This is a genomic window from Rhodobium gokarnense, from assembly GCF_025961475.1.
In the GTDB taxonomy this organism is placed as follows: domain Bacteria; phylum Pseudomonadota; class Alphaproteobacteria; order Rhizobiales; family Rhodobiaceae; genus Rhodobium; species Rhodobium gokarnense.
In genome coordinates, this window is sequence record NZ_JAOQNS010000009.1 from 195,218 (window position 1) to 214,586 (window position 19,369).

Below are 19,369 nucleotides of genomic sequence, written 5' to 3' on the forward strand. Positions count from 1 at the left end.
CGTTTGCCGGCGCCTGGCGGCATTTCGGAACTTTTGGGAGCGTTCCGTAGAGACGACGATCGGCCGCCAGGCGCCTGCTGCTGCGGGGGAGGCAACGGAAGCCATGCTAAGTCTTGCATGTAACGCCGGTTTTTCCGGCGAAACGCCCAATTGTTAAAAAATGTTACGGGTGGTGTCGCCGGGTTTCGGCGTCGCTCGCGGCGGCGCTATCGGTATTGCCCGCGGCGGCATCGAGGAGGCCGCGCAGGGTGCGGGCGAAGTGCCCCGGATCGGCCGGTTTTTCCAGGAACGCCACATGTGGCCCGGCAATCTCGCCCGGCGACTCCGGATGGTAGGCCGAGGCGATCAGCACCGGGCAGTCGGGCCTGAGGCGCCGCACCTCCTCGACCACCTCCTCGCCCGACATTTCCGGCATCACCATGTCGGTGATGACGGCATCGAAGCGGCCGGGCACGGCGGCAAAGGCGGCCATCGCGACGCGCGGCTCGGTATAGGCCTCGACCTGGTAGCCGAGGCGGATGAGGATGCGCCGGTAGGTCGAGACGATGTCGACCTCGTCGTCGATGAGGAGCAGGCGTTCCCGGCCGCCCGGCAGCCCCGCGCTGCGGCTTTCGGCCGTCGCCAGGGCCTCGCATTGCGGCAGGTAGAGGGAGAAAGTCGCCCCTTCCCCGGGGCCGGTCTTGAGGGTGATCCGGCTTCCCATCTCGCGGGCGAGCGTCGCCACCATGGACAGGCCAAGGCCGGTGCCCTTGCCGACCGGCTTGGTGCTGTAGAACGGCTCGAACACCCGGCCGGCGACATCTTCCGGCATGCCGGGCCCGTCGTCGGCGACGCTGAGCCGGACCCAGCGGTCGCTGTCGGCCGGCAGGCTGTCGACGAGGACGGCGGCGGCATCGGCGTCGCCGGGGTCCGGATCGGGCCGGTCGCAGGTCTCCGCGGTGATGGAGATGGTGCCCTTGGCGGTGCCGATCGCCTCGGCGGCGTTGCGGCAGAGGTTCATCATCACCTGGTTCAGGTGGCTCGGATCGACCATCACCGTGATGTCGGGATCGGCGATCCGGACGTCGAAGCCGACATTGACGGGGATTGAGGCGCGCAAGAGCCGCACGTCCTCCTCGATCGCCTCGGCAAGGCGCAGGCGTGCCGGCGTCGCCGGCTGCCGGCGGGCGAAGGTGAGGAGCTGCTTGACGAGACCCTGGGCGCGCTTGGCGGCCAGTTCGGCATGTTCGAGCTCCTCATCGAGGCTGCCGTCCCTGGGCGCATCGAGGCGGGCAAGGTGCAGGTTGCCGAGGATCGACGTCAGGATGTTGTTGAAGTCGTGGGCGATGCCGCCGGCGAGCAGGCCCACCGCCTCCATCTTCTGGACCCGTGCGATCTGCTCGCGGGCACGGCGCTTTTCGGTGATGTCCTCGCCGGCGCTGATGAAGTTGATGATCTGGCCGTCATCGTCCTTCAGCGGCAGGATGGTGGTCTCGACCCAGTAGTGCTCGCCGGACTTCTTGCGGTTGCGGAAGATGCCGCGCCACTCCTTGCCGGACAGCAGTTGCAGGCGCAGGCGCCGGTAGGTTTCGTCGGCGGTGTTGCCGGAGCGCAGCATCCGCGGCGTCTCGCCGATGACCTCGGCGCGGGAATATTCGGTCAGGGTCTCGAACTTGCGGTTGACGTATTCGATGCGCCCGTCCGTGTCGGTGATGATGATGGTCGCCGGGCTCTGCTCGATGGCGCGCGAGAGCTTGCGCTCGGCCTGTTCGGCGCGGCGGCGCTCCGCCAGTTCTTCCGTCAGGCGCACCACCGTACCCTGCAATTCGCGCAGCAACGCGAACAAGAGCCCGATCAGCACCAGGGCGACGACGCCGAGCGCGAACAGGAACAGGAAGCCCATGGTGATCAGCCGTTCGCCCTCGCCGACGGCGGTGACGATATCGCGGGTGGCGTCGTCACGCTTGGCGGTCCAGATCGCCTCCAGCCGGACCAGCGCCGCGATGGCCGCCGTGTCGTCGACCTTGACCAGCCGGTCGGTCTCCGTCACCGGCCAGTTCTCGCGGTCGGCCTGGCGGGCGATCGGGATTTTCTCCTCGTAGCGGCGGATGGTCCCCTCGATCGTGGCAAGGGCCTGGCGTTCCTCGCCGGCCGGCAGGCTCTCCCGATAGACCCGCATCGTGGCGTGGAACGGAACGAGCTGCTCCTCGAGCCGTTCAAGATAGGCATCGTCCTTGCGCAGGACATAGTTCTTGAAGTTGTGGATGATGCCGCCATAGCCCATGAGGCCGCGGATCTCGCTGATCCAGGCGCCCTTGCGGTCGGCTTCCTCGGAAAACTGCACCCAGCTCGTCTTGATCGCCTGCAGGCGCCGGTTGGTCTCAAGGCCGAGATAGAGGCCGAGCAGGACGGTCGACACCAGGAGGGCGACGGCATAGACGACAATGAGGACGGAGCGCAGGCGCCGATTGGCAGCAAGAGAGGCCATGCCGGTTCCTTCCGTGGATCGCAAAAGAAGCGCATGCTTTGCACGCGGACGCCGCTGAAGGTGTCGGACCCGTCCGGCGGGCTCTCCAAATCCTTTGCCGGATTTCACCGGCTGCGTTTATCCTCGCAAGACGGAGCGGAAATGCAAGCCCGCCGACGATACGACCAAAGCGTGCAATGTCCGAATATAATGCGCGCAAAGAGGGCGCACACCTGAATGGCCGACCACATCCTCGTCGTCGACGACGATCCACAGATCACCGACTTCCTGCAGCGGTATCTCACCAAGCTCGACTACCGGGTGACGACGGTGGCGACCGGAGAGGCCATGCTGGAGGCATTCGAGGCGACGCCCGTCGATCTCGTCATCCTCGATATCGGCCTGCCGGACCGCGACGGGTTCGAACTGACGCAGGAGCTGCGCCGGCGCTCCAACCTGCCGATCGTCGTGCTGTCGGCCCGCGACGAAGCCTTCGACCGCGTGATCGGGCTGGAATTCGGCGCCGACGACTATGTCACCAAGCCGTTCGAGCCGCGCGAGCTCGCCGCCCGCATCAAGTCGGTGCTGAGGCGCTACCGGGCGCCCGAGCAGGAGGCGCAGGAGGCCGCGGCCGAAGCGGAGCGGGTGTTCGGCCCGTGGTCGCTGAAGCTGGCGCAGCGGGCCCTGGTCAATCGGGAGAGCGGCATGGATGCCGGCCTGACGACGGCGGAATTCGACATCCTCGCCGCGCTCCTGGAGCATCCGGGGGCGGTGCTGAGCCGCAACCAGCTCCTCGACATCGCCCGCGGCCGGGCCTCCTATGTGGGCGACCGGTCGGTCGACGTCCACATCATGCGTCTGCGGCGCAAGATCGAGGAAGACCCGGCCAATCCGCGCTACGTCAAGACCGTGCACGGCGTCGGCTACGTCTTTCCGGCCGGGGGATGAGGGCGGTGTCCGGGAAGGGCGGCAAGACGCCCGGATTGCGCCGGGGCTTGTGAATTTTGCCGAACGCCATTATTTAGACCGCATGGATATTGGCCGGATGGCTGGGCCGCTTTGCTCCACCCTGTCGGGGCGCGCTCGTTTCAGACTTCCCTCCAGAATGCATTCATCCGGGTATTGGCCGCGACCCGCGCGTGCCAGTTCGTATCCAGACCGTGTTCGAACGCGATAGGGGCGCCGCCCGCGAATAGGGGCAGCTTGGGGTTTTCGCCGGCCGGGCCGGCCGCAACCCCATACGGCCCGAGGATGGCGACCGGACGCGGACACACAGACCGGACACCGACCGGGGCGCTGCCGACGGGCAGGCCGCCCCGCCACGCATAGCCAAGTTAGGAGAGAATTTGCAGATCCTCGTCAGAGACAACAACATCGACCAGGCGCTCCGCGTCCTGAAAAAGAAAATGCAGCGCGAAGGCGTCTTCCGCGAGATGAAGGCACGGCGCGCCTACGAAAAGCCGTCCGAGAAGCGCGCGCGCGAAAAGGCCGAGGCCGTCCGGCGCGGACGCAAGGCGGCGCGCAAGCTCGCCCAGCGCGAAGGCCTCATCCCCGGACGCAAGAAGAAAGCTCCGGCACGACGGGCCGGCGGCGCGTCGTAATTGCGGGCGCGGCGGACGCCGGGCGCTGCCCGGCGCCGCCCCCGCGGGCGGGCAAACTCGGTCTCTCATGGGGACGGCCGCCCCATTCATGTCCTGCATTCATAAATCAAATCAATTTTTGCCGGATTATCCGACGCCCCGATCGCATTAGATAGGGAGCATGGATCCGGACGACCCGCATCCGGCACGCATCGGCCCGCCGCCGCGCTGTTTTTGAAAGCGCGCCCTGCGGCCACGGATATTTCCGTTCCGATGCCGGCTGCCGGCAGGGCGGTCCGACGCGGCGCACGCGTACCGGGCCGCCGGATCCGACTCGCGATTCGGTCACACACCTTGAGACGAAAGACAGTCACATGATCCTGCAAGAAACCTTCACCCTCGCCAATGGCGTCAAGATCCCCAAGCTCGGGCTCGGCACCTGGATGATCGACGACGGCGCGGTTGCCGACGCCGTCCGCACCGCCGTCGACCTCGGCTATCGCCACATCGACACGGCCCAGGCCTATGCCAATGAGCGCGGCGTCGGCGACGGCATCCGCAATTGCGGCGTCGCCCGCGACGAGCTGTTCGTGACGACCAAGCTGGCCGCCGAGATCAAGGACTATGAGGGCGCCAAGGCCGCGATCGACGGCTCGCTGAAGACCCTCGGCCTCGACCGCATCGACCTGATGATCATCCATAGCCCCAAGCCCTGGGCCGAATTCCACGGCGACGATCACCATTTCGCCGGCAACCTTGAAGCCTGGCGGGCGCTGGAAGAGGCGTATGAGGCCGGCAAGCTCAGCGCCATCGGCGTGTCGAACTTCCAGAAGGAGGATCTCGACAACATCCTCGACAACGGCTCGGTCAAGCCGATGGTCGACCAGATCCTCGCCCATGTCAGCAACACGCCGTTCGACCTGATCGACTACGCCAGCGGCAAGGACGTCCTCATCGAGGCCTATTCGCCGATCGGCCACGGCAAGATCCTGAACAATGCCGAGATCGCCGCGCTCGCCGAAAAATACGGCGTCAGCGTCCCGCAGCTCTGCATCCGCTACGTCCTCCAGCTCGGCCTCGTCGCCCTGCCGAAGACGGCGAACCCGGAGCACATGAAGACCAACGCCGCCGTCGATTTCGAGATCTCCGGCGCCGACATGGAAACGCTGAAGAATGCCGAGCCGATCAAGGATTACGGCGATGCCAGCGTCTTCCCGGTCTATGGCAAGGTGTAAGGCAACGGCACCCTCCGATCGCTGGCGGTCGACCGCCAGCGATCACACCCGCGTCCCGGAGCGTTCTTCCGGTCACTCTCCTCACCGCACCATCGTCGCGCGGTCCCAGCTCGCATAGTCGGGCGCGTTCTCGGCCCACAGTTCCCCGTCATAGCCGAATTCGACCATGTGCACGGTGACGTAGTCGTCGGCGACGAAGGCGACGCCATAGGCCGGCGGCAGGTCCGAACCGGTCAGCAAGCTCATTTCCGCAAAATTCGCAAAGCCGGCGTGGTTGGTGCCGCGCAGGCTCGTCACCGGCACGCCGCCGGCCGAGCCGGCCATCGGCAGGTGGCAATGGCCGTGGAAAACGTGGCGGACCTTGTCCCGGTGGCGGGCGACGATCCGCCGGAACGCGACATCGTCCTTGAGGCGGATCTCGTCGAGCGGCGCGACGTGGGTCGGCACCGGATTGTGGTGCATGAAGAGGAACACCGGCCGCTCGCTCGCCGCCAGTTGCTCTTCCAGCCAGGCCTGCCGGGCCGCGCAGTAATGGCCCTCATGGGTCTGAGGTCCCCAGGTGTCCAGGAAGAGGCAGCGCCCGGCCGAGGTCTCGCGGACGGTCTGAACGAATCCCCCCTCACCGGCATATTCCGGAAACACCTCAAGGAAGGTCGGCCGGTCGTCGTGGTTGCCGATGCACAGCGCCACGGGCATCGGGATGCCCTCGATCAGCTCCCGCAGGCGCTCATAGTCCGCGCGGTCGCCCCAGTCGGAGAGGTCGCCGGTGATCGCCATCAGTTCCGCATCCGGATGATGCGCCAGCGCGTGGTCGACCGCGGCCTGGAAATTGGCGTTGGGATCGCGGCCGGCAATGGTCTGGCCCGGCGTGGTGAGGTGGATGTCGGTGAGGTGCAGCAGCTTCATCGGCATGTCGGAAACGCATTCCTTGTCGTGCGGGCGGCGGCCCGCCGGTCAATCGGCGGTCGGAGGATCGGGGAAAGGCAAACGGGCAGGCGCGGACGCGTCGGCGTAGGGGGCCGGCACGATCTAGCCGGCCCCTGTCGCCTGTCTTGCGGACGCCCGCTGCGGGCGCGGCCTACTTCTTCGGCAGCAGGTCCGAGACTTCCTCGACCATTTCTTCCTGCAGCTCCTGCATGTCATCGTTCTCGCCGGTGACGATGCCCTCGATGCCGTCATAGATGACCTGGGTGATGGCAAGGCCGTTGTCGCCCGGATAGGCGATCCAGTCCTTCAACAGGTCGGCCTGGCGCACCGCGGTCTCCTTGCTGGGGTTCTTCTTGTAGAAGTCGGCAAGGAGATCGTTGGCGGCCTTGTTCGGCGGCATGTAGCCGGTGGTCTCGGCAACGACCGAGGCGCCGACGCCGGAGGTGATGAACTTCAGGAACGTCCAGGCCGCGTGCAGCCGGGCGGGATCTTCGGAGGTGGAAACCAGCATCGCCGCGTTGCCGCCCGCCGGCAGGCCCTTCGGCGGCGCGCCGATGCCCGGGAACTCGTGGGTGACGAGGGGGAAATCGCCCTTCGTGCGCTCGATCGCGCCGACCGAGGAGGTCGACCAGTAATACATGGCGATCTCGCCGGCGGCGAAGGGCAGGCCGGCCTCGGTGCCCGACAGGTTCTTCATGTGGCACTCGCGGAACAGCTTGTGCATGGTCTTGAATGCGGTCAGGCCGGCCTCGCCGTCGAAGTTGACGCGGCCGTCGGCGGTCAGGATCGGCTCGCCCTGGGACCACATCAGCGCCTGCAGGAACCAGTTGCCGGTGATGCTCCAGCCCCAGAACAGCGGGTTCTCGATGCCGATCTCGTGGAATTTCTTGCAGTTGTCGGTGACCTCGTCCCAGGTCTTGGGCAACTGCGAGGCCTCGGTGATGCCGATCTTGGCCATCAGGTCCATGTTGTAGTAGCCGACCGGCAGCGACACGGCGAAGGGCAGGCCGTAAACCGCGCCGTCGAAGGTGCCGAGGTCGAGCATCGCCTTGTGGTAGCCGTCCCTGGCGAAGTCGGCTTCCTTGGCGATGAACGGCTCGAGCGAGCGGGCGATGCCCTTTTCGACGAGGATCGCCTGGCGGTTGAGGCCCTGCATGGTGACGTCCGGCAGGGTGCCGGCGACGGCCTCGCGCAGGATCGTGTTGGTACCGTCCTCGTAGTCGTCGTAGGTTGCCCGGAATTTCACCTCGATGTTAGGGTATTGTTCGTTGAACATCGGCATGATCTTCTCGAACGTCACATCGAACAGGGCCGAATACGGGTAGCCCACTTCGATGGTGACCTTGTCCTGCGCAAGCGCGGTCGAGGACAGGGCGGCTGCAAGGATTGCAGCGATCGTCAAACGCTTCATGTGTTGCTCCTTCGCTGTAAAGAGACCCTGATTGGCTTGCCGGCGGTCAGGGTCTCGCCGTTCAGCCGCCATCGGCGGCCGATTGTTGTGCGACCGGGCGGGGCGCGTCATTTCATGCCGGTCAGGGTGATGCCTTCGATGAACCGCCGCTGGGCGATCAGGAACGCCACCACCAGCGGCGTGACGATCACCGTGGCGATCGCCATCATCGGACCGTAGTCGTTGCCGTCGAGATCGCCCCGGAAGTCCCTGAGCCCGAGCGGCGGGGTGAACAGGTCCTGGTTTCCGGTGATGACGACGCGCGGCCAGAAATAGTCGTTCCAGTGCGCGACGACGGAGAAGATGGCGAAGGCCAGTAGCGCCGGGACGGCCGTCGGCAGCATCACCCGCCAGACGATCGAGAACTCGCTCATGCCGTCCATCCGCGCAGCATCGATCAGCTCGTCCGGGACCGTCATGAAGAACTGGCGCATCAGGAAGATGCCGAAGACCGAGATCGTCCACGGCACGATGAGGGCGGCGTAGGAATTGATGAGGCCGACCTTCGACAGCATGATGTAAAGCGGCAGCGCGATCGCGTGGACCGGGATCAACAGGCAGAACAGCACCAGCGAGAACACCACGTCGCGGCCGTAGAAGGTCAGCTTCGACAGCGCGTAGGCGCAGGGCAGGGCGACGACGACCTGGATCAGGAAGATCGAGACGGTGACGACGACGCCGTTGAGGAGGTAGCGGAGGAGCGGTGCCTTGGAGAACGCGGTGACGTAGTTGTAGACGGCCGGACGCACCTTGCAGGCGGTCTCCGGATTGCCGAGCTTGACGCAGTACTCGTCGACGAAGGGCTGTTGGCTGCCGGCGAAACCGCCCGACCCGGTCTGGATCTCCGACGGACTTTTCAGCGAATAGCTGACCATCATGTAGAACGGCGCGATGACGATCACGACGCCGATCAGAAGCACAATGTGCTTGAAGGTTTCCCCGACCCCGGACCGCATCATGAGTAGTGCACCCGCTTTTCGACGTAGTGTCGCTGGATCAGCGTCACGACCATGACGAAGATGAGGAACACCACCGTGATCGCCGCGCCGATGCCGATGAGGTTCTGCCGGATCGCCTTTTCGTAGATCGCGTACATCATCACATAGGTGGACTTGGACGGGCCGCCCGCGGTCAGCGCCTCGACGGAATCGAAGACCTGGAACGAGCGGATCGTGGTGATGGTGACGACGAAGACGGTGGTCGGGCCGAGCAGCGGCCAGGTGACCAGCCGGAACCGGTCCCAGGCCGAGGACGCGCCGTCCATCTCGGCCGCGTGGTAGAGCTCGCGCGGGATCGCGGTCAGCCCGGCGAGGTAGAGCACCATGTTGAAGCCGAAGGCCTGCCAGACGCCGATGAAGCACAGCGTCCACAGCGCATAGGCGCGGTCGCCCAGCCAGAGCGGAAAGCCGGTGGCGCAGGCATTGCCGTACCACGTCGTCGCCGGGTCGATGCCGAGGAAGGCGCCGGTGAGGAGGCCATGCCAGAACGGGCTGCCGCAGCCGGCCGACAGCAGTGCGTTGATCGAGCCGATGGTCGGGTTCAGCATGAATTCCCAGACGATCGCCATCGCCAGCAGTGCCGCCATGGTCGGCAGGAAGAACACGGCCTTATAAAAATCCTGGGCAAAGCGCAGCGAGGAAATCAGCAGCGCCGCGCCGAGGCCGATGGAGGCCGGCACCACGACGCCCGCATAGAGGAGAGACGAGGCGATCATCTTGCCGTAGGTGCGGCGGCTGAAGATGTCCTCGTAATTGTCGATGCCGACGAAGGAAAAGTCCGCATTGCCGAGGCTGTAGTCGGTGAACGACAGGAGGACGGCAATCGCCACCGGCACCAGCAGGATGACCACCATCAGCGCCACCGCCGGGGCGACGAAGAGATAGGGGACCGTTCTTGCGTGCGCCCCGGCCGTCATTGCGCGGCCCCGGCCGGCGCGAGAGATATGTCCGCGGCCGCAAAACCGCGCGGCTCGTCGCTGGCGTAGATGCGGCGGTTGTCGCTGCTGAACACCACCGCCCGGTCCTCTTCCGACCAGATCTCCGCCGCGCCCTGCAGCGGCAGGGCCTGCGCCGTGTGCGGCTCGGTGCGCACGATCATGGTGTGGTCCGTGTCGCCGACATTGGCGTGGATGTAGAAGTCGGAGCCGAGGTTCTCCTTGTGCCGGACGGTGACCTTGATGGCGCGCCCGTTCGGGGCCTTTGGCGCGATCGCCAGGTGCTCCGGCCGCAGCCCGACGGTGACCGTTTGCGGCGGCCCGTCGAAGGCGCGCGCGAAGGTGTAGCCGCCGACCGTGGAGACGGCGCCGCCGCTGCCGAGCGCACCGGGCAGCGTGTTCATCTTCGGCGAGCCGATGAACTGGGCGACCCGGAGGTCCGCCGGGTCGTGATAGACCTCGTCGGGCGAGGCGAACTGCAGCACCTCGCCGTCCATCATCACCGCGATGCGGTCCGACATGGTCAGCGCCTCGGCCTGGTCGTGGGTGACGTAGACGAAGGTGGTGGCAAGGTCCCGGTGCAGTTCGGCGATCTCCGCGCGCATATGGACGCGCAGCGCGGCGTCGAGGTTCGACAGCGGCTCGTCCATCAGGAAGGCGACGGGCTTTCGGACCATCGCCCGGCCGACCGCCACGCGCTGGCGCTGGCCGCCGGAAAGCTGGCCGGGCTTGCGCGCCAAAAGGTCGCCGATCTTCAGCGTCTCGGTGGTCTCCTCGACGAGGGCGCGGATGCGGCGCATCTTCTGCCGGCGGCTCGGCATCAAATGGCCGAGGCCGGGCATCAGTTCCAGCCGGGTCAGGCGGCGCAGCTTCAGCGGCACCATCAGGTTTTCCTCGACCGTCAGATGCGGATAGAGCGCATAGGACTGGAACACCATGGCCAGGTCGCGCCGGCTCGGCCGGATGTGGTTGACCACGCGCCCGCCGATGGCGACGTCGCCGCTGTCCTGGGGCTCCAGGCCGGCGAGGATCTTCAAGAGAGTAGACTTGCCGCAGCCGGACGGGCCGACGAGCGACACGAACTCGCCGTCGGCGATGTCGAGCGAGACGCCCTTCAGGACCTCGGTGGTGCCAAAACTCTTGCGGATATTGTGAAGGGTGACGGTTGCCATGCTGCCCCATCCGTTGTCGCCGGTGCTGCGATCGCGGCTGTGGTAGCAAGTACGATTGACATTCCTGTGAAGTGTTATTAGCGGAGCTAATGGCCAGCCGGACCCCCGCTTGTCCGCCGGCGGCGGTCTCTGCTTGCCAGGGCCGGGTCACCCGAGCACAAGCCCTTGGAGGACATCGTGAAAGTGAGTTCGCCGCAGATCGCCGCCTTCACCCATGCGGCCCGCGAACGCAGCTTCTCCAAAGCCGCCGAGGTGCTTGGCATCACCCAATCGGCGGTGACCCAGCACGTCGCCAGGCTCGAGCGGCAGATGGGAACGCAGCTTTTCCTGCGCACGCGGGGCGGCCTGGAGTTGACCAAGCCGGCGCTGGAACTGTTCGCCCTGTCGGACCGCATGCGCACCGCCGAGCAGCTCATCGCGGAAAAGATCGCCGCCTACGGCACCCTGTCCGCCGGCCATCTCGACGTCGTCGCCAACGCGCCGCGGCCGGCGCTGCCGCTGATCCGCAGCTATTGCCGGCGCTTCCCCGACGTCAAGCTGACCTTCACGCTGGCGAGCTGGACGCTGGCGATGGACAAGCTGCGCAAGCGCGAGATCGACGTCGCAGTCATCACCGAGCCGGACCTGACCGACGACCTCGTCGCGGTCGAGCTGGCGCGGGTCCGCTACATGGCCTATATGCGCGCCGACCATCCGCTCGCCGGGCGTCCCGAAATCTCGCTGCGCGAGCTGGAGAACGAACCGCTGGTGCTGCCGGAAGCCGGTTCGCTGACCCGGCGCATCGTCGGCGAATGCCTTGCCGCGCACGGGCTGCAGCTCCGGCGCATGATCGAGATGACGACCTTTCCGGTGGTCAAGGAGGCGATCCTGCACGGCATCGGCGTCGGCATCCTCCTGGAGGAGAGCTTCTATCCGTCCGGCCAGCTCGTGATGCGCCCGATCCGCGAGCTGCCGGAGAGCTACCGGACCTGCCTCGTCGCCGCCGCCGACCGCAGCGAATTGCGGACCGTGCGCGAATTCATCGACATCGCCGAGGAAGCGCGGCCCGGGGAATAATCGGCGCGGAGCGGGCAAGCGGTCGCGGACCGGCCCGTTTCGCGGGGCCGATCCCGGCCGAGGTCTGCGCTCGGCGTCCTCCGCTTGCTCCCGTCGCGCCGCCTGTCCTGCCCCTCCGGCACACGCGGAGGGCGATCCGTCGCAGTGACAAACCCCAACTTGTCTGATGAGTAGACAAGTTAACAAGAAAATCTTCACCGTGCTTGAAGCCTGGGAGGGGCGACGGCATGGACCGGGTCATCAGAGTCAGGCTATCCCAAAGCGCCGTCGACGCTATCAAGCAGATGATTGCGGATGACGGCTTTGCGCCGGGTGACAAGTTCTATTCGGAAAACGACCTCAAGACCCGTCTCGGGGTCAGCCGGTCGTCCGTTCGCGAAGCCGTCCGCATTCTGGAAGCCCAGGGCCAGCTTTCGGTCAAGCACGGCAAGGGCATCTTCATCACCGACAATGAGAGCCAGTCCTTCGACGCCTTCGTCGAGTGGCTGAAGACCAACGAGGTCTCGCTGCGCGAGAACTTCGAGGTCCGCCTGATGATCGAGCCCCAGGTCGCGCGGCTGTCGGCGATCAATGCGACGCCCGAGGACATCGCGCAGCTCTCCGCCGCCCATGAGCAATTGCTGTGCACGGCGAATGCGGGAAATGCGGCCGAGACGATCGTCCACGACCGCGAGTTCCATCGACTGCTCAGCCAGGCGACCCGCAACAAGGTGCTGTTCGCCCTCGTCCGCTCGCTGGTGCGCTCGCAGATCGACGGCTGGATTTCCAGCCTGCACATACCGAACCGTCTTCAAAAAACCATGGTCGAGCACAGCCGCATACTTGACGCCGTCAAGGACCGCGATGGCGAGAAGGCCATGCTGGAGATGACGGCCCATCTCAACAACGCATTGGAGGACGTCATCGCTTCGTCGAAGCGGTGACCCGTCCGGCTTGGAGGATTGCATGATCCAGATCACCACCGTCGTCGAAAACAGCCCGGGAGAGCACAAAGCGCTCCGGCACGAGCACGGGCTCTGCTTCCACATCGATACGGGTAGCGACCGGATCCTGTTCGACACCGGCGCCTCGGACGCGCTGCTTCACAATGCCGAGCACCTGCGCCTCGACCTCAAGCGCGTCGGCACGGTCGTCCTCAGCCACGGCCATTACGACCATACCGGCGGTCTGCGCCATCTGGCCTCGGTGAATGACGGCTTCGAACTCGTCACCGGCAAGGGCTTCTTCGTTGAAAAATATGCGGCCCTCGATGCGGCCTATGAATTCCTCGGCAACGATTTCGACGAGGCGTGGCTGGCCGCCAAGGGCATCACGTGCAGAACCGTCTCCGAGCCGATCAGCGAGCTCGTGCCGGGCGTTCACATCATCACCGATTTCGAGCGCACCCATGGCGATGAGGTCGTCAATCCGCGCTTCAAGCTGCGCACCGACGACGGATTCGTCAACGACACGTTCTCCGACGAGGTGATGCTGGCGATCGAGACGCCGCCCGGCATCGTCGCCGTGGTCGGCTGCTCGCATCCGGGCATCAGAAACCTGCTCGACACCGCCGAAAAGCGGCTGGGGCGGCCGATCCACGCCGTCCTCGGCGGCACCCACCTGATGGAGGCGACGCCGGACCGCATCGCCGCGACGCTCGACTATCTCGACCGGAAGGGAATCTCGGTGATCGGCGCGTCGCACTGCACCGGCCCGAAGGCCACGGAACAGATGAAGGCCCTCGGCGCCCGCCACTACCACAACCGCACCGGCACCTCTCTGGTCTTCCACTAGGTGCCGGAAAAAGGCGTCGCGAGAGCAGAAATCCGCGGCGAACAGACAGCATGACCAAGGAGGAAATGAAATGCTGACGAGAAAACAATTCCTGCGCTTCGGAGCCCTGGCCGGCGCCGCGCCGCTGGCCGCGCCGTTCGTCGTCACCGCCAAGGCGGCCGACAAGATCACCTGGCGCTCGTCGGGCCATGGCCCCGCGTCCGATCCCTCGCAGATCTACCACGACATGCTGTGCAAGGCGATCACCAAGGCCAGCGACGGCCGCCTGACCGTGAAGCCGTTCGTCGGCGGCTCCATCGTGCCGGCCTACCAGGAACTCGACGCCGTCGAGCAGGGCGTCCTGCAGATGGCCTACACCTGCCCGATGTACAATCTCGACAAATGGCCGGCCGCCGGTCTGATCAGCTCGCGTCCGGGCTGCCTTGCCGGCAATGCCCTGAGGAGCTGGTTCGACTTTGCCGGCGGCGCCGACCTGATGAACAAGATGATGGGCGACAGCTACAACGCCATCACCTTCCCGGGTGCCCTGTCGCCGCTGCCGCCGGAGGTCTTCTTCCACTCCAAGGTCGAACTGAACAGCATGGACGACGTCAAGGGCCTGAAGGCCCGCTGCATGGGCGACGGCGGCGAGATCTTCAAGCGCCTCGGTGCGGCCACCGTCATCATTCCGGGCGGCGAGCTCTACGAGGCCATGCAGCGCGGCACCATCGACGCGTTCGAATACTCCACGCTGGCGTCGAACTGGAAGATGCACTTCAACGAGGTGGCGAAATACGTCTACGTCTCGCCGGCCCGCGCGCCGAGCGATCCGCAGGTGTTCTTCGTCAACAAGGAGGCCTGGGCGGCCCTGCCGGAAGACCTGAAGGAACTCGTCCAGGGCCTGGTCGCGCGCTTCACCCAGGACCAGCACGAGTACCTGGAATACGAGTCGATCAAGGCGGTCGAGGAGTTCCGGGCGGCCGGCAACGAAGTGCGCCGCGTACCGGACGAGATCGTCGCCGCCCTGACGGCCGAGGCCGACACCTTCTACGCCGAAAAGAGCGAGAAGGAATCGCCGATCTTCAAGGAGATCTACGATTCCATGACCTCGTATCGCTCGGCCTACGAGGCGGCCAACGCCTGACGCGCGGAAGGACTTTCCGGACAATCAATCGCGTGAAAACGACGGCCCGAAGCGTGCCGCGCCTTCCAGACGAAGCGCGACACGCTCCGGGCCCGCAAGCCAGCCAGCAGAAAAACGTCCGATAAGGGCAGGGAGGACCATGTGACCTTCATACGAAAGCTACCGCGAATGATCGACCGCCTGAGCGCATTGTCAGGCGCGGTGGGCAAGTGGTTCGCCGTTCTCCTCGTCCTTGTCGGCACGTTCGAGACCGTCTCCCGGCACTTCTTCAACGCGCCGACCATCTGGGCCTACGACTCCATGTGCATGGCCGGCGGCGCGATCTACCTGCTCGGGGCGTCCTACACCTACATGAAGGACTCCCACACCCGGGTCGACCTCCTCTACAGCCGCTGTTCGGACCGGACCAAGGCGCTGATCGACGTCATCGGTGCCGCCGTCTTCCTGTTCCCGCTGATGATCGTGATGTTCCAGATGTCGGTCACCTGGGCGATCCGGGCCTGGCGGATCAACGAGGTCATGTTCAACAGCTTCTGGTATCCGCCCGCCGCCCCCTACCGCACCCTGTTCGCGATCGGGTTGTTCCTGCTTCTCCTGCAGGCCGCCGCGAAATTCGCGCGTGACCTCTACTTCCTGGTAAGGAACGAGACCCTTGATTGAGCTCAGCCCCGAACTCGTTGCCATCCTCATGCTGGGTGGCGTCTTCGTTCTCGCCCTGTCCGGATTTCCCATCGCCTTTGTCATCGGCAGCATCGCCTTTTTCATCGGCCTTGTGACCTTCGGCACGACGACGACCTTCCACATCCTCTATTCCCGCTTCTACGACCTGTCGCTCAACTATCCTTACCTGGCGGTGCCGCTGTTCACCTTCATGGGCGTGGTTCTGCAGAAGTCGGGCATTACCAAGGAGCTCTACCAGCGCCTTTACGAGGCCCTCGGCTCGTTCCGGGGCGGGTTGCTGCTCGTCACCATCATCTTCGGCACCATCCTCGCCGCCTGCCTCGGCGTCATCGCCGCCTCGGTGACGATCCTCGCCCTGATCGCACTCAGCCCGATGGTCAGCCGCGGCTATGACCGCTCGCTGGCGGCCGGCACCATCGTCGCCTCGGGTACCCTCGGCATCCTCATTCCGCCGAGCATCATGCTGGTCGTCTATGCGCCCCAGGCAGGCCTTTCGATCGGCCAGATGTTCATGGGTGCGGTGTTCCCCGGCCTCATCCTGTCGAGCCTTTACATCGTCTATGTGGTGACCCGCTGCCAGCTCAATCCCTCCCTCGGACCACCGATCCCGGCCGAGCAGATGACGCCGTTCACCGTTGACAAGGTCGGCAAGCTGCTGATGGCGCTGGTGCCGCCGGTGGCGCTGATGGTGGCAGTCCTCGGCACAATCTTCGCCGGCGTCGCGCCGCCGACGGAGGCCGCCGCCGTCGGCAGCTTCGCCTCCATCCTGCTCGCCGTCGTCTACGGCAAGTTCAGCTGGGGCATGATCCGGGACGCCAGCATCGAGACGCTGAGGGTCAGCGCCTTCGTCGTGCTGATCGCGGCGCTCTGCTACGCCTTCGTCGGCATCTTCATGAATGCGGGTGCGGGCGACGTCGTCGCGGAAATGATCCTCGCCGTCCCGGGCGGCAGGTGGGCGTCGTTCCTCGTCATCATGATCATCGTCTTCATGCTCGGCATGTTCATCGAGTGGATCGGCATCGTCTTCATCATCGTGCCGATCTTCTCGCCGATCCTCGCCCAGCTCGGCTTCGACCCGCTGTGGGCCGGCATGATGATCTGCATCAACCTGCAGATGGCCTTCCAGACGCCGCCGATGGCGATGTCGATCTTCGTCCTCAAGGGCGCCGCGCCCGAGGAGGTCGGCCTGACCATGGGCGAGATCATCCGGGGCGTCCTGCCCTTCGTCGGCATCATCGTGTTCTCGCTGATTCTGTTCACCCTGTTCCCGGAAATCATCACCTGGCTTCCGGCCCAGATGATCGGACCCTCGCATTAACGCGGCCTTGGCGACGAGCCCGCGGCCCGTTCGCTACCGACTGCGCATGTACCGCGCCGGAACGCTCCGGCGCGGTCATCGTCGCACCGGTCAGGCGAACATGTTCTCGTCGGAGTAATGCGGATTGAGGCGGCTGAGGACCGGCAGGATGGCCGCCCCCTGGATCACCGCGTCGGCACCGAGCTCGGCCTTCATCAGGCGGGGGACCTTGCGGCTCTCCTGGGAGACGGACGGATAGAGCGGCTGCGTGCGCTCGATGAACGCATCGATCAGCCAGTCCGGAGCGTCGCCGCCGAGCATGATGGTCTCCGGGTCGAACAGGTTTTCCAGCGCGTTGACGCCGATGCGCAGGGGCTCGGCGCCGATGTCGATCCATTCCGACACGGCCGGCATGTCGGCTGAAAGGGACTCCAGCTCGCCGACATTGGCGATGCCGTGGCCGCGTTCCTCCAGGAACCGCCCCAGCGAGTCGATCGACACATAGGTCTCCAGGCAGCCGCGCTTGCCGCAGATGCAGGGATGGCCGTCGGTGATGGCGATGGTGTGGCCGAGTTCGCCGGCATTGCCGTTGCTGCCGCCGAAGGCCGCGCCGTCGACCATGATGCCGGTGCCGAGGCCGTTGCCGAGATAGATGTAGACGAAATTGTCGAGGGTGCGCGCCGTCTCGCCGAACCGCCCTTCCGCGGAGACCGCGCACTGGCCGTCATTGGCGAGCGCGACCGGAACGCCGGCGACCCGGCGCAGGTGCTCGGCGAGCGTGACGCCGTCCCAGCCGGGCAGGCGGGGCGGGCTGATGCCGGCAACGCCGAACGGTCCGGGGGTCGCAAGCCCGATGCCGTAGAACCGGTCGCGGTCCATCTCCACCCGTTCCAGCAACCGGTGGGCGATACCGGCGAGCTTCTCCGCGACCCGGTCCGGCTCGAACTCGGTCAGCGAGGCGCCCTCGCGGTCGAGGATCTTGCCGCCGAGATTCATGGCGATGCCGGACATGCGGCCGAAGTCGACATGGAGGCCGATGGTGAAGGCGCCGTCTTCGTTGAGGAACACCGGTTTCGGCGGTTTGCCGACCCGCCGTTCCTTCGATTTTTCTTCCCTCACGAAGCCGATTTCCAGCAACTGGTCGACGAGCACCGACGCGGCCTGCTTCGACAGGCCCGTGACCTCGGCGATGCGGGTGCGCGACAGCGGGCCGTGTATCCGGGCCGCCTCGAACACAACCCAAAGGTTGTTGAGCTTGGCCTGGACGTTGTTGGTGCCTTTGAGCATCGCGGAATTCTGCCCTTTCGAATTAATATGTCATAATGACAGACAAACTATTGACAGGGATTAACGGGCCGCCTCAAGATCGTCAATGTCTGGTTCCGGTACGATGGAGAGCATGCAATGTCCTTGAAGCTTACACGTAGAAACGCCCTGACGGGCGCCGCGGCCCTCGGGGCTGCCAGCCTGTTGCCAAACGGTTTTTCCCGCCCGGCCGCTGCCGAGGATACCACCCTTGGCGTCTTCGGCCCGTTGCCGCCCGATCCCGCACCTCCGGGAGCCGCCAAGTTCGCCGGCGCAGAGTTCGATGCCTGGAAGGCGGCGAACGGCGCCGACGTGACATACGACCTCGTCGCCTGGCCGCAACTGCACGATCGCATGGCGACGGCTTTTGCCTCCGGCTCCGCCCCCTGGGACGTGATGTACAATTGCGGCTGGGTGCCAGAGTTCGAATCCTTCCTGCTGCCGTTCGTCGACGACCTGCCCAAGGAACTGGTCGATGACATGCCCGGTTCGAGTTTTTCGACCGTGACCTGGAACGGCAAGAGCTACGGGGCCATCTTCACCCTGTCGCTGTTGACCCTCTTCTACAACAAAGAACACCTCGATGAAGCCGGCCTCGGCGCACCGCCCAAGGACTGGGACGAGTTCCTGCGCTACACCAAGGAACTGACCCGCGACGGGCGCTACGGCTTCGTGTCGAACTACGGCGAGCCGGCCGGCATCGGCGGCACCGCCTCTTACTGGATGGCGTTCCTGCAGCAGGCCGGCGGCACCATGTATGCCGAGGACGGCAGCCCCGCCTTCAACACCGAAGCGGGCGTTGCCGCCCTGCAGATGATGATCGACCTTCAGGAGGCCGGCACCGATCCGGGCTCGATCTCCTATGTCGGCATCAACGACGCGACCAACGTGCTTTTGTCCGGCCGCGCCTCGATGATGATGAACTGGCCGTTCATGTGGAAGCCGGCGCAGGACCCGAAGGGCTCACAGATCGTCGGCAAGCTCGCCGCATCGGTGCTCCCGGCCGGTCCCGCCGGCACCGCCTCGATCGACGGCACCGATGCCTGGACCATCGGCAAGTCGACCAAGGATGCCGAAAAGGCGCGCAAGCTGATCGAGTTCTATCTCGATCCGGTGATCCAGAAGAAGCAGGCCCTCGACACCGGCTGGCTGCCGATCCGCCTGTCGGTCCTCAATGATCCGGACGTGCAGGCCGCCATGCCGCTGGCCAAGGTCGTGCTCGACCAGGCCCAGCACCCCTATGACAGCTTCGTCACGCCCGACTACAACGAGATCAGCCAGGCGGTGGGCACGGAGGTCCAGAAGGCCCTGCAGGGCCAGAAGACGGCCGCCGAGGCGATCGCCGAGGCAGAGTCTCTGGCTTCCGCCATCATCGCGCGGCGCGGATGATC

General features: G+C 65.6%; 17 protein-coding genes. 10 read left to right on the forward strand and 7 right to left on the reverse strand.

All coding sequences use genetic code 11. The annotated features are described in order from the left end of the window. Window positions 1-163: 163 nt before the first annotated feature. Window positions 164-2,467 carry a hybrid sensor histidine kinase/response regulator gene (locus M2319_RS16245; RefSeq protein WP_264602505.1) on the reverse strand — a complete coding sequence of 768 codons (2,304 nt, stop codon included), beginning with the start codon at window positions 2,465-2,467 and terminating at the stop codon, window positions 164-166. A gap of 216 nt (window positions 2,468-2,683) precedes the next feature. On the opposite strand from M2319_RS16245, the gene M2319_RS16250 reads away from it, so the two are divergent. The 3 genes from M2319_RS16250 to M2319_RS16260 all read left to right on the forward strand — a co-directional run bounded on the left by M2319_RS16250 (window position 2,684) and on the right by M2319_RS16260 (window position 5,261). Further along, the gene (locus M2319_RS16250) at window positions 2,684-3,394 is read left to right on the forward strand and encodes a response regulator (protein ID WP_264602506.1); all 711 of its coding nucleotides are present in this window, start codon (window positions 2,684-2,686) and stop codon (window positions 3,392-3,394) included. Between the two features lie 377 nt (window positions 3,395-3,771). After that, complete coding sequence (rpsU, locus tag M2319_RS16255; RefSeq protein ID WP_264602537.1) at window positions 3,772-4,047, forward strand: 30S ribosomal protein S21; 276 nt, start codon at window positions 3,772-3,774, stop codon at window positions 4,045-4,047. Window positions 4,048-4,400: 353 nt separating this feature from the next. Then, the gene (locus tag M2319_RS16260; RefSeq protein ID WP_264602507.1) at window positions 4,401-5,261 is read left to right on the forward strand and encodes an aldo/keto reductase; all 861 of its coding nucleotides are present in this window, start codon (window positions 4,401-4,403) and stop codon (window positions 5,259-5,261) included. An 81-nt stretch (window positions 5,262-5,342) separates the two neighbouring features. Here M2319_RS16260 and M2319_RS16265 read toward each other — a convergent pair whose 3' ends face one another. From M2319_RS16265 to M2319_RS16285, 5 genes are all read right to left on the reverse strand, one after another. After that, window positions 5,343-6,173: a phosphodiesterase gene (locus tag M2319_RS16265; RefSeq protein WP_264602508.1), complete on the reverse strand. Its 831-nt coding sequence runs from the start codon at window positions 6,171-6,173 to the stop codon at window positions 5,343-5,345. Window positions 6,174-6,339: 166 nt separating this feature from the next. Further along, window positions 6,340-7,599, reverse strand: coding sequence for an ABC transporter substrate-binding protein (locus M2319_RS16270; RefSeq protein WP_264602509.1), 1,260 nt, complete (start codon window positions 7,597-7,599; stop codon window positions 6,340-6,342). A gap of 107 nt (window positions 7,600-7,706) precedes the next feature. Then, complete coding sequence (locus M2319_RS16275; RefSeq protein ID WP_264602510.1) at window positions 7,707-8,597, reverse strand: carbohydrate ABC transporter permease; 891 nt, start codon at window positions 8,595-8,597, stop codon at window positions 7,707-7,709. After that, window positions 8,594-9,553, reverse strand: a complete 960-nt coding sequence (locus M2319_RS16280; RefSeq protein ID WP_264602511.1) for a carbohydrate ABC transporter permease — start codon at window positions 9,551-9,553, stop codon at window positions 8,594-8,596. The genes M2319_RS16275 and M2319_RS16280 overlap by 4 nt, the downstream gene beginning before the upstream one ends. Then, window positions 9,550-10,743 (reverse strand): ABC transporter ATP-binding protein, encoded by a 1,194-nt coding sequence (locus M2319_RS16285; RefSeq protein WP_264602512.1) that lies wholly within the window; start codon window positions 10,741-10,743, stop codon window positions 9,550-9,552. The genes M2319_RS16280 and M2319_RS16285 overlap by 4 nt, the downstream gene beginning before the upstream one ends. A 177-nt stretch (window positions 10,744-10,920) precedes the next feature. On the opposite strand from M2319_RS16285, the gene M2319_RS16290 reads away from it, so the two are divergent. From M2319_RS16290 to M2319_RS16315, 6 genes are all read left to right on the forward strand, one after another. Beyond that, window positions 10,921-11,799: a LysR substrate-binding domain-containing protein gene (locus tag M2319_RS16290; RefSeq protein ID WP_264602513.1), complete on the forward strand. Its 879-nt coding sequence runs from the start codon at window positions 10,921-10,923 to the stop codon at window positions 11,797-11,799. 227 nt (window positions 11,800-12,026) lie between these two features. Then, window positions 12,027-12,722: a FadR/GntR family transcriptional regulator gene (locus tag M2319_RS16295; RefSeq protein ID WP_264602514.1), complete on the forward strand. Its 696-nt coding sequence runs from the start codon at window positions 12,027-12,029 to the stop codon at window positions 12,720-12,722. Between the two features lie 22 nt (window positions 12,723-12,744). After that, window positions 12,745-13,572: an MBL fold metallo-hydrolase gene (locus M2319_RS16300; RefSeq protein ID WP_264602515.1), complete on the forward strand. Its 828-nt coding sequence runs from the start codon at window positions 12,745-12,747 to the stop codon at window positions 13,570-13,572. Window positions 13,573-13,642: 70 nt separating this feature from the next. Then, the gene (locus M2319_RS16305; protein ID WP_264602516.1) at window positions 13,643-14,695 is read left to right on the forward strand and encodes a TRAP transporter substrate-binding protein; all 1,053 of its coding nucleotides are present in this window, start codon (window positions 13,643-13,645) and stop codon (window positions 14,693-14,695) included. A 168-nt stretch (window positions 14,696-14,863) separates the two neighbouring features. After that, window positions 14,864-15,355, forward strand: a complete 492-nt coding sequence (locus M2319_RS16310) for a TRAP transporter small permease subunit (RefSeq protein WP_264602517.1) — start codon at window positions 14,864-14,866, stop codon at window positions 15,353-15,355. Then, entirely contained in the window at window positions 15,348-16,694 is a 1,347-nt protein-coding gene (locus M2319_RS16315; protein ID WP_264602518.1) for a TRAP transporter large permease, read from the forward strand. The genes M2319_RS16310 and M2319_RS16315 overlap by 8 nt, the downstream gene beginning before the upstream one ends. Window positions 16,695-16,784: 90 nt before the next feature. Here the strand turns inward: M2319_RS16315 and M2319_RS16320 are convergent, their stop codons facing one another. Next, entirely contained in the window at window positions 16,785-17,960 is a 1,176-nt protein-coding gene (locus M2319_RS16320; protein ID WP_264602519.1) for an ROK family transcriptional regulator, read from the reverse strand. Between the two features lie 117 nt (window positions 17,961-18,077). On the opposite strand from M2319_RS16320, the gene M2319_RS16325 reads away from it, so the two are divergent. Next, the gene (locus M2319_RS16325) at window positions 18,078-19,367 is read left to right on the forward strand and encodes an ABC transporter substrate-binding protein (protein WP_264602520.1); all 1,290 of its coding nucleotides are present in this window, start codon (window positions 18,078-18,080) and stop codon (window positions 19,365-19,367) included. Window positions 19,368-19,369 lie beyond the last annotated feature (2 nt).

Bases quoted from the DNA above. Each gene is read 5' to 3' on its own strand.
- M2319_RS16280 (WP_264602511.1), bottom strand. From the start codon at position 9,553: ATGACGGCCGGGGCGCACGCAAGAACGGTCCCCTATCTCTTCGTCGCC.
- M2319_RS16260 (WP_264602507.1), top strand. From the start codon at position 4,401: ATGATCCTGCAAGAAACCTTCACCCTCGCCAATGGCGTCAAGATCCCC.
- M2319_RS16320 (WP_264602519.1), bottom strand. From the start codon at position 17,960: ATGCTCAAAGGCACCAACAACGTCCAGGCCAAGCTCAACAACCTTTGG.
- M2319_RS16270 (WP_264602509.1), bottom strand. From the start codon at position 7,599: ATGAAGCGTTTGACGATCGCTGCAATCCTTGCAGCCGCCCTGTCCTCG.
- M2319_RS16325 (WP_264602520.1), top strand. From the start codon at position 18,078: ATGTCCTTGAAGCTTACACGTAGAAACGCCCTGACGGGCGCCGCGGCC.
- M2319_RS16305 (WP_264602516.1), top strand. From the start codon at position 13,643: ATGCTGACGAGAAAACAATTCCTGCGCTTCGGAGCCCTGGCCGGCGCC.
- M2319_RS16295 (WP_264602514.1), top strand. From the start codon at position 12,027: ATGGACCGGGTCATCAGAGTCAGGCTATCCCAAAGCGCCGTCGACGCT.
- M2319_RS16300 (WP_264602515.1), top strand. From the start codon at position 12,745: ATGATCCAGATCACCACCGTCGTCGAAAACAGCCCGGGAGAGCACAAA.
- M2319_RS16275 (WP_264602510.1), bottom strand. From the start codon at position 8,597: ATGATGCGGTCCGGGGTCGGGGAAACCTTCAAGCACATTGTGCTTCTG.
- M2319_RS16250 (WP_264602506.1), top strand. From the start codon at position 2,684: ATGGCCGACCACATCCTCGTCGTCGACGACGATCCACAGATCACCGAC.
- M2319_RS16310 (WP_264602517.1), top strand. From the start codon at position 14,864: ATGATCGACCGCCTGAGCGCATTGTCAGGCGCGGTGGGCAAGTGGTTC.
- M2319_RS16285 (WP_264602512.1), bottom strand. From the start codon at position 10,743: ATGGCAACCGTCACCCTTCACAATATCCGCAAGAGTTTTGGCACCACC.
- M2319_RS16265 (WP_264602508.1), bottom strand. From the start codon at position 6,173: ATGCCGATGAAGCTGCTGCACCTCACCGACATCCACCTCACCACGCCG.
- M2319_RS16245 (WP_264602505.1), bottom strand. From the start codon at position 2,467: ATGGCCTCTCTTGCTGCCAATCGGCGCCTGCGCTCCGTCCTCATTGTC.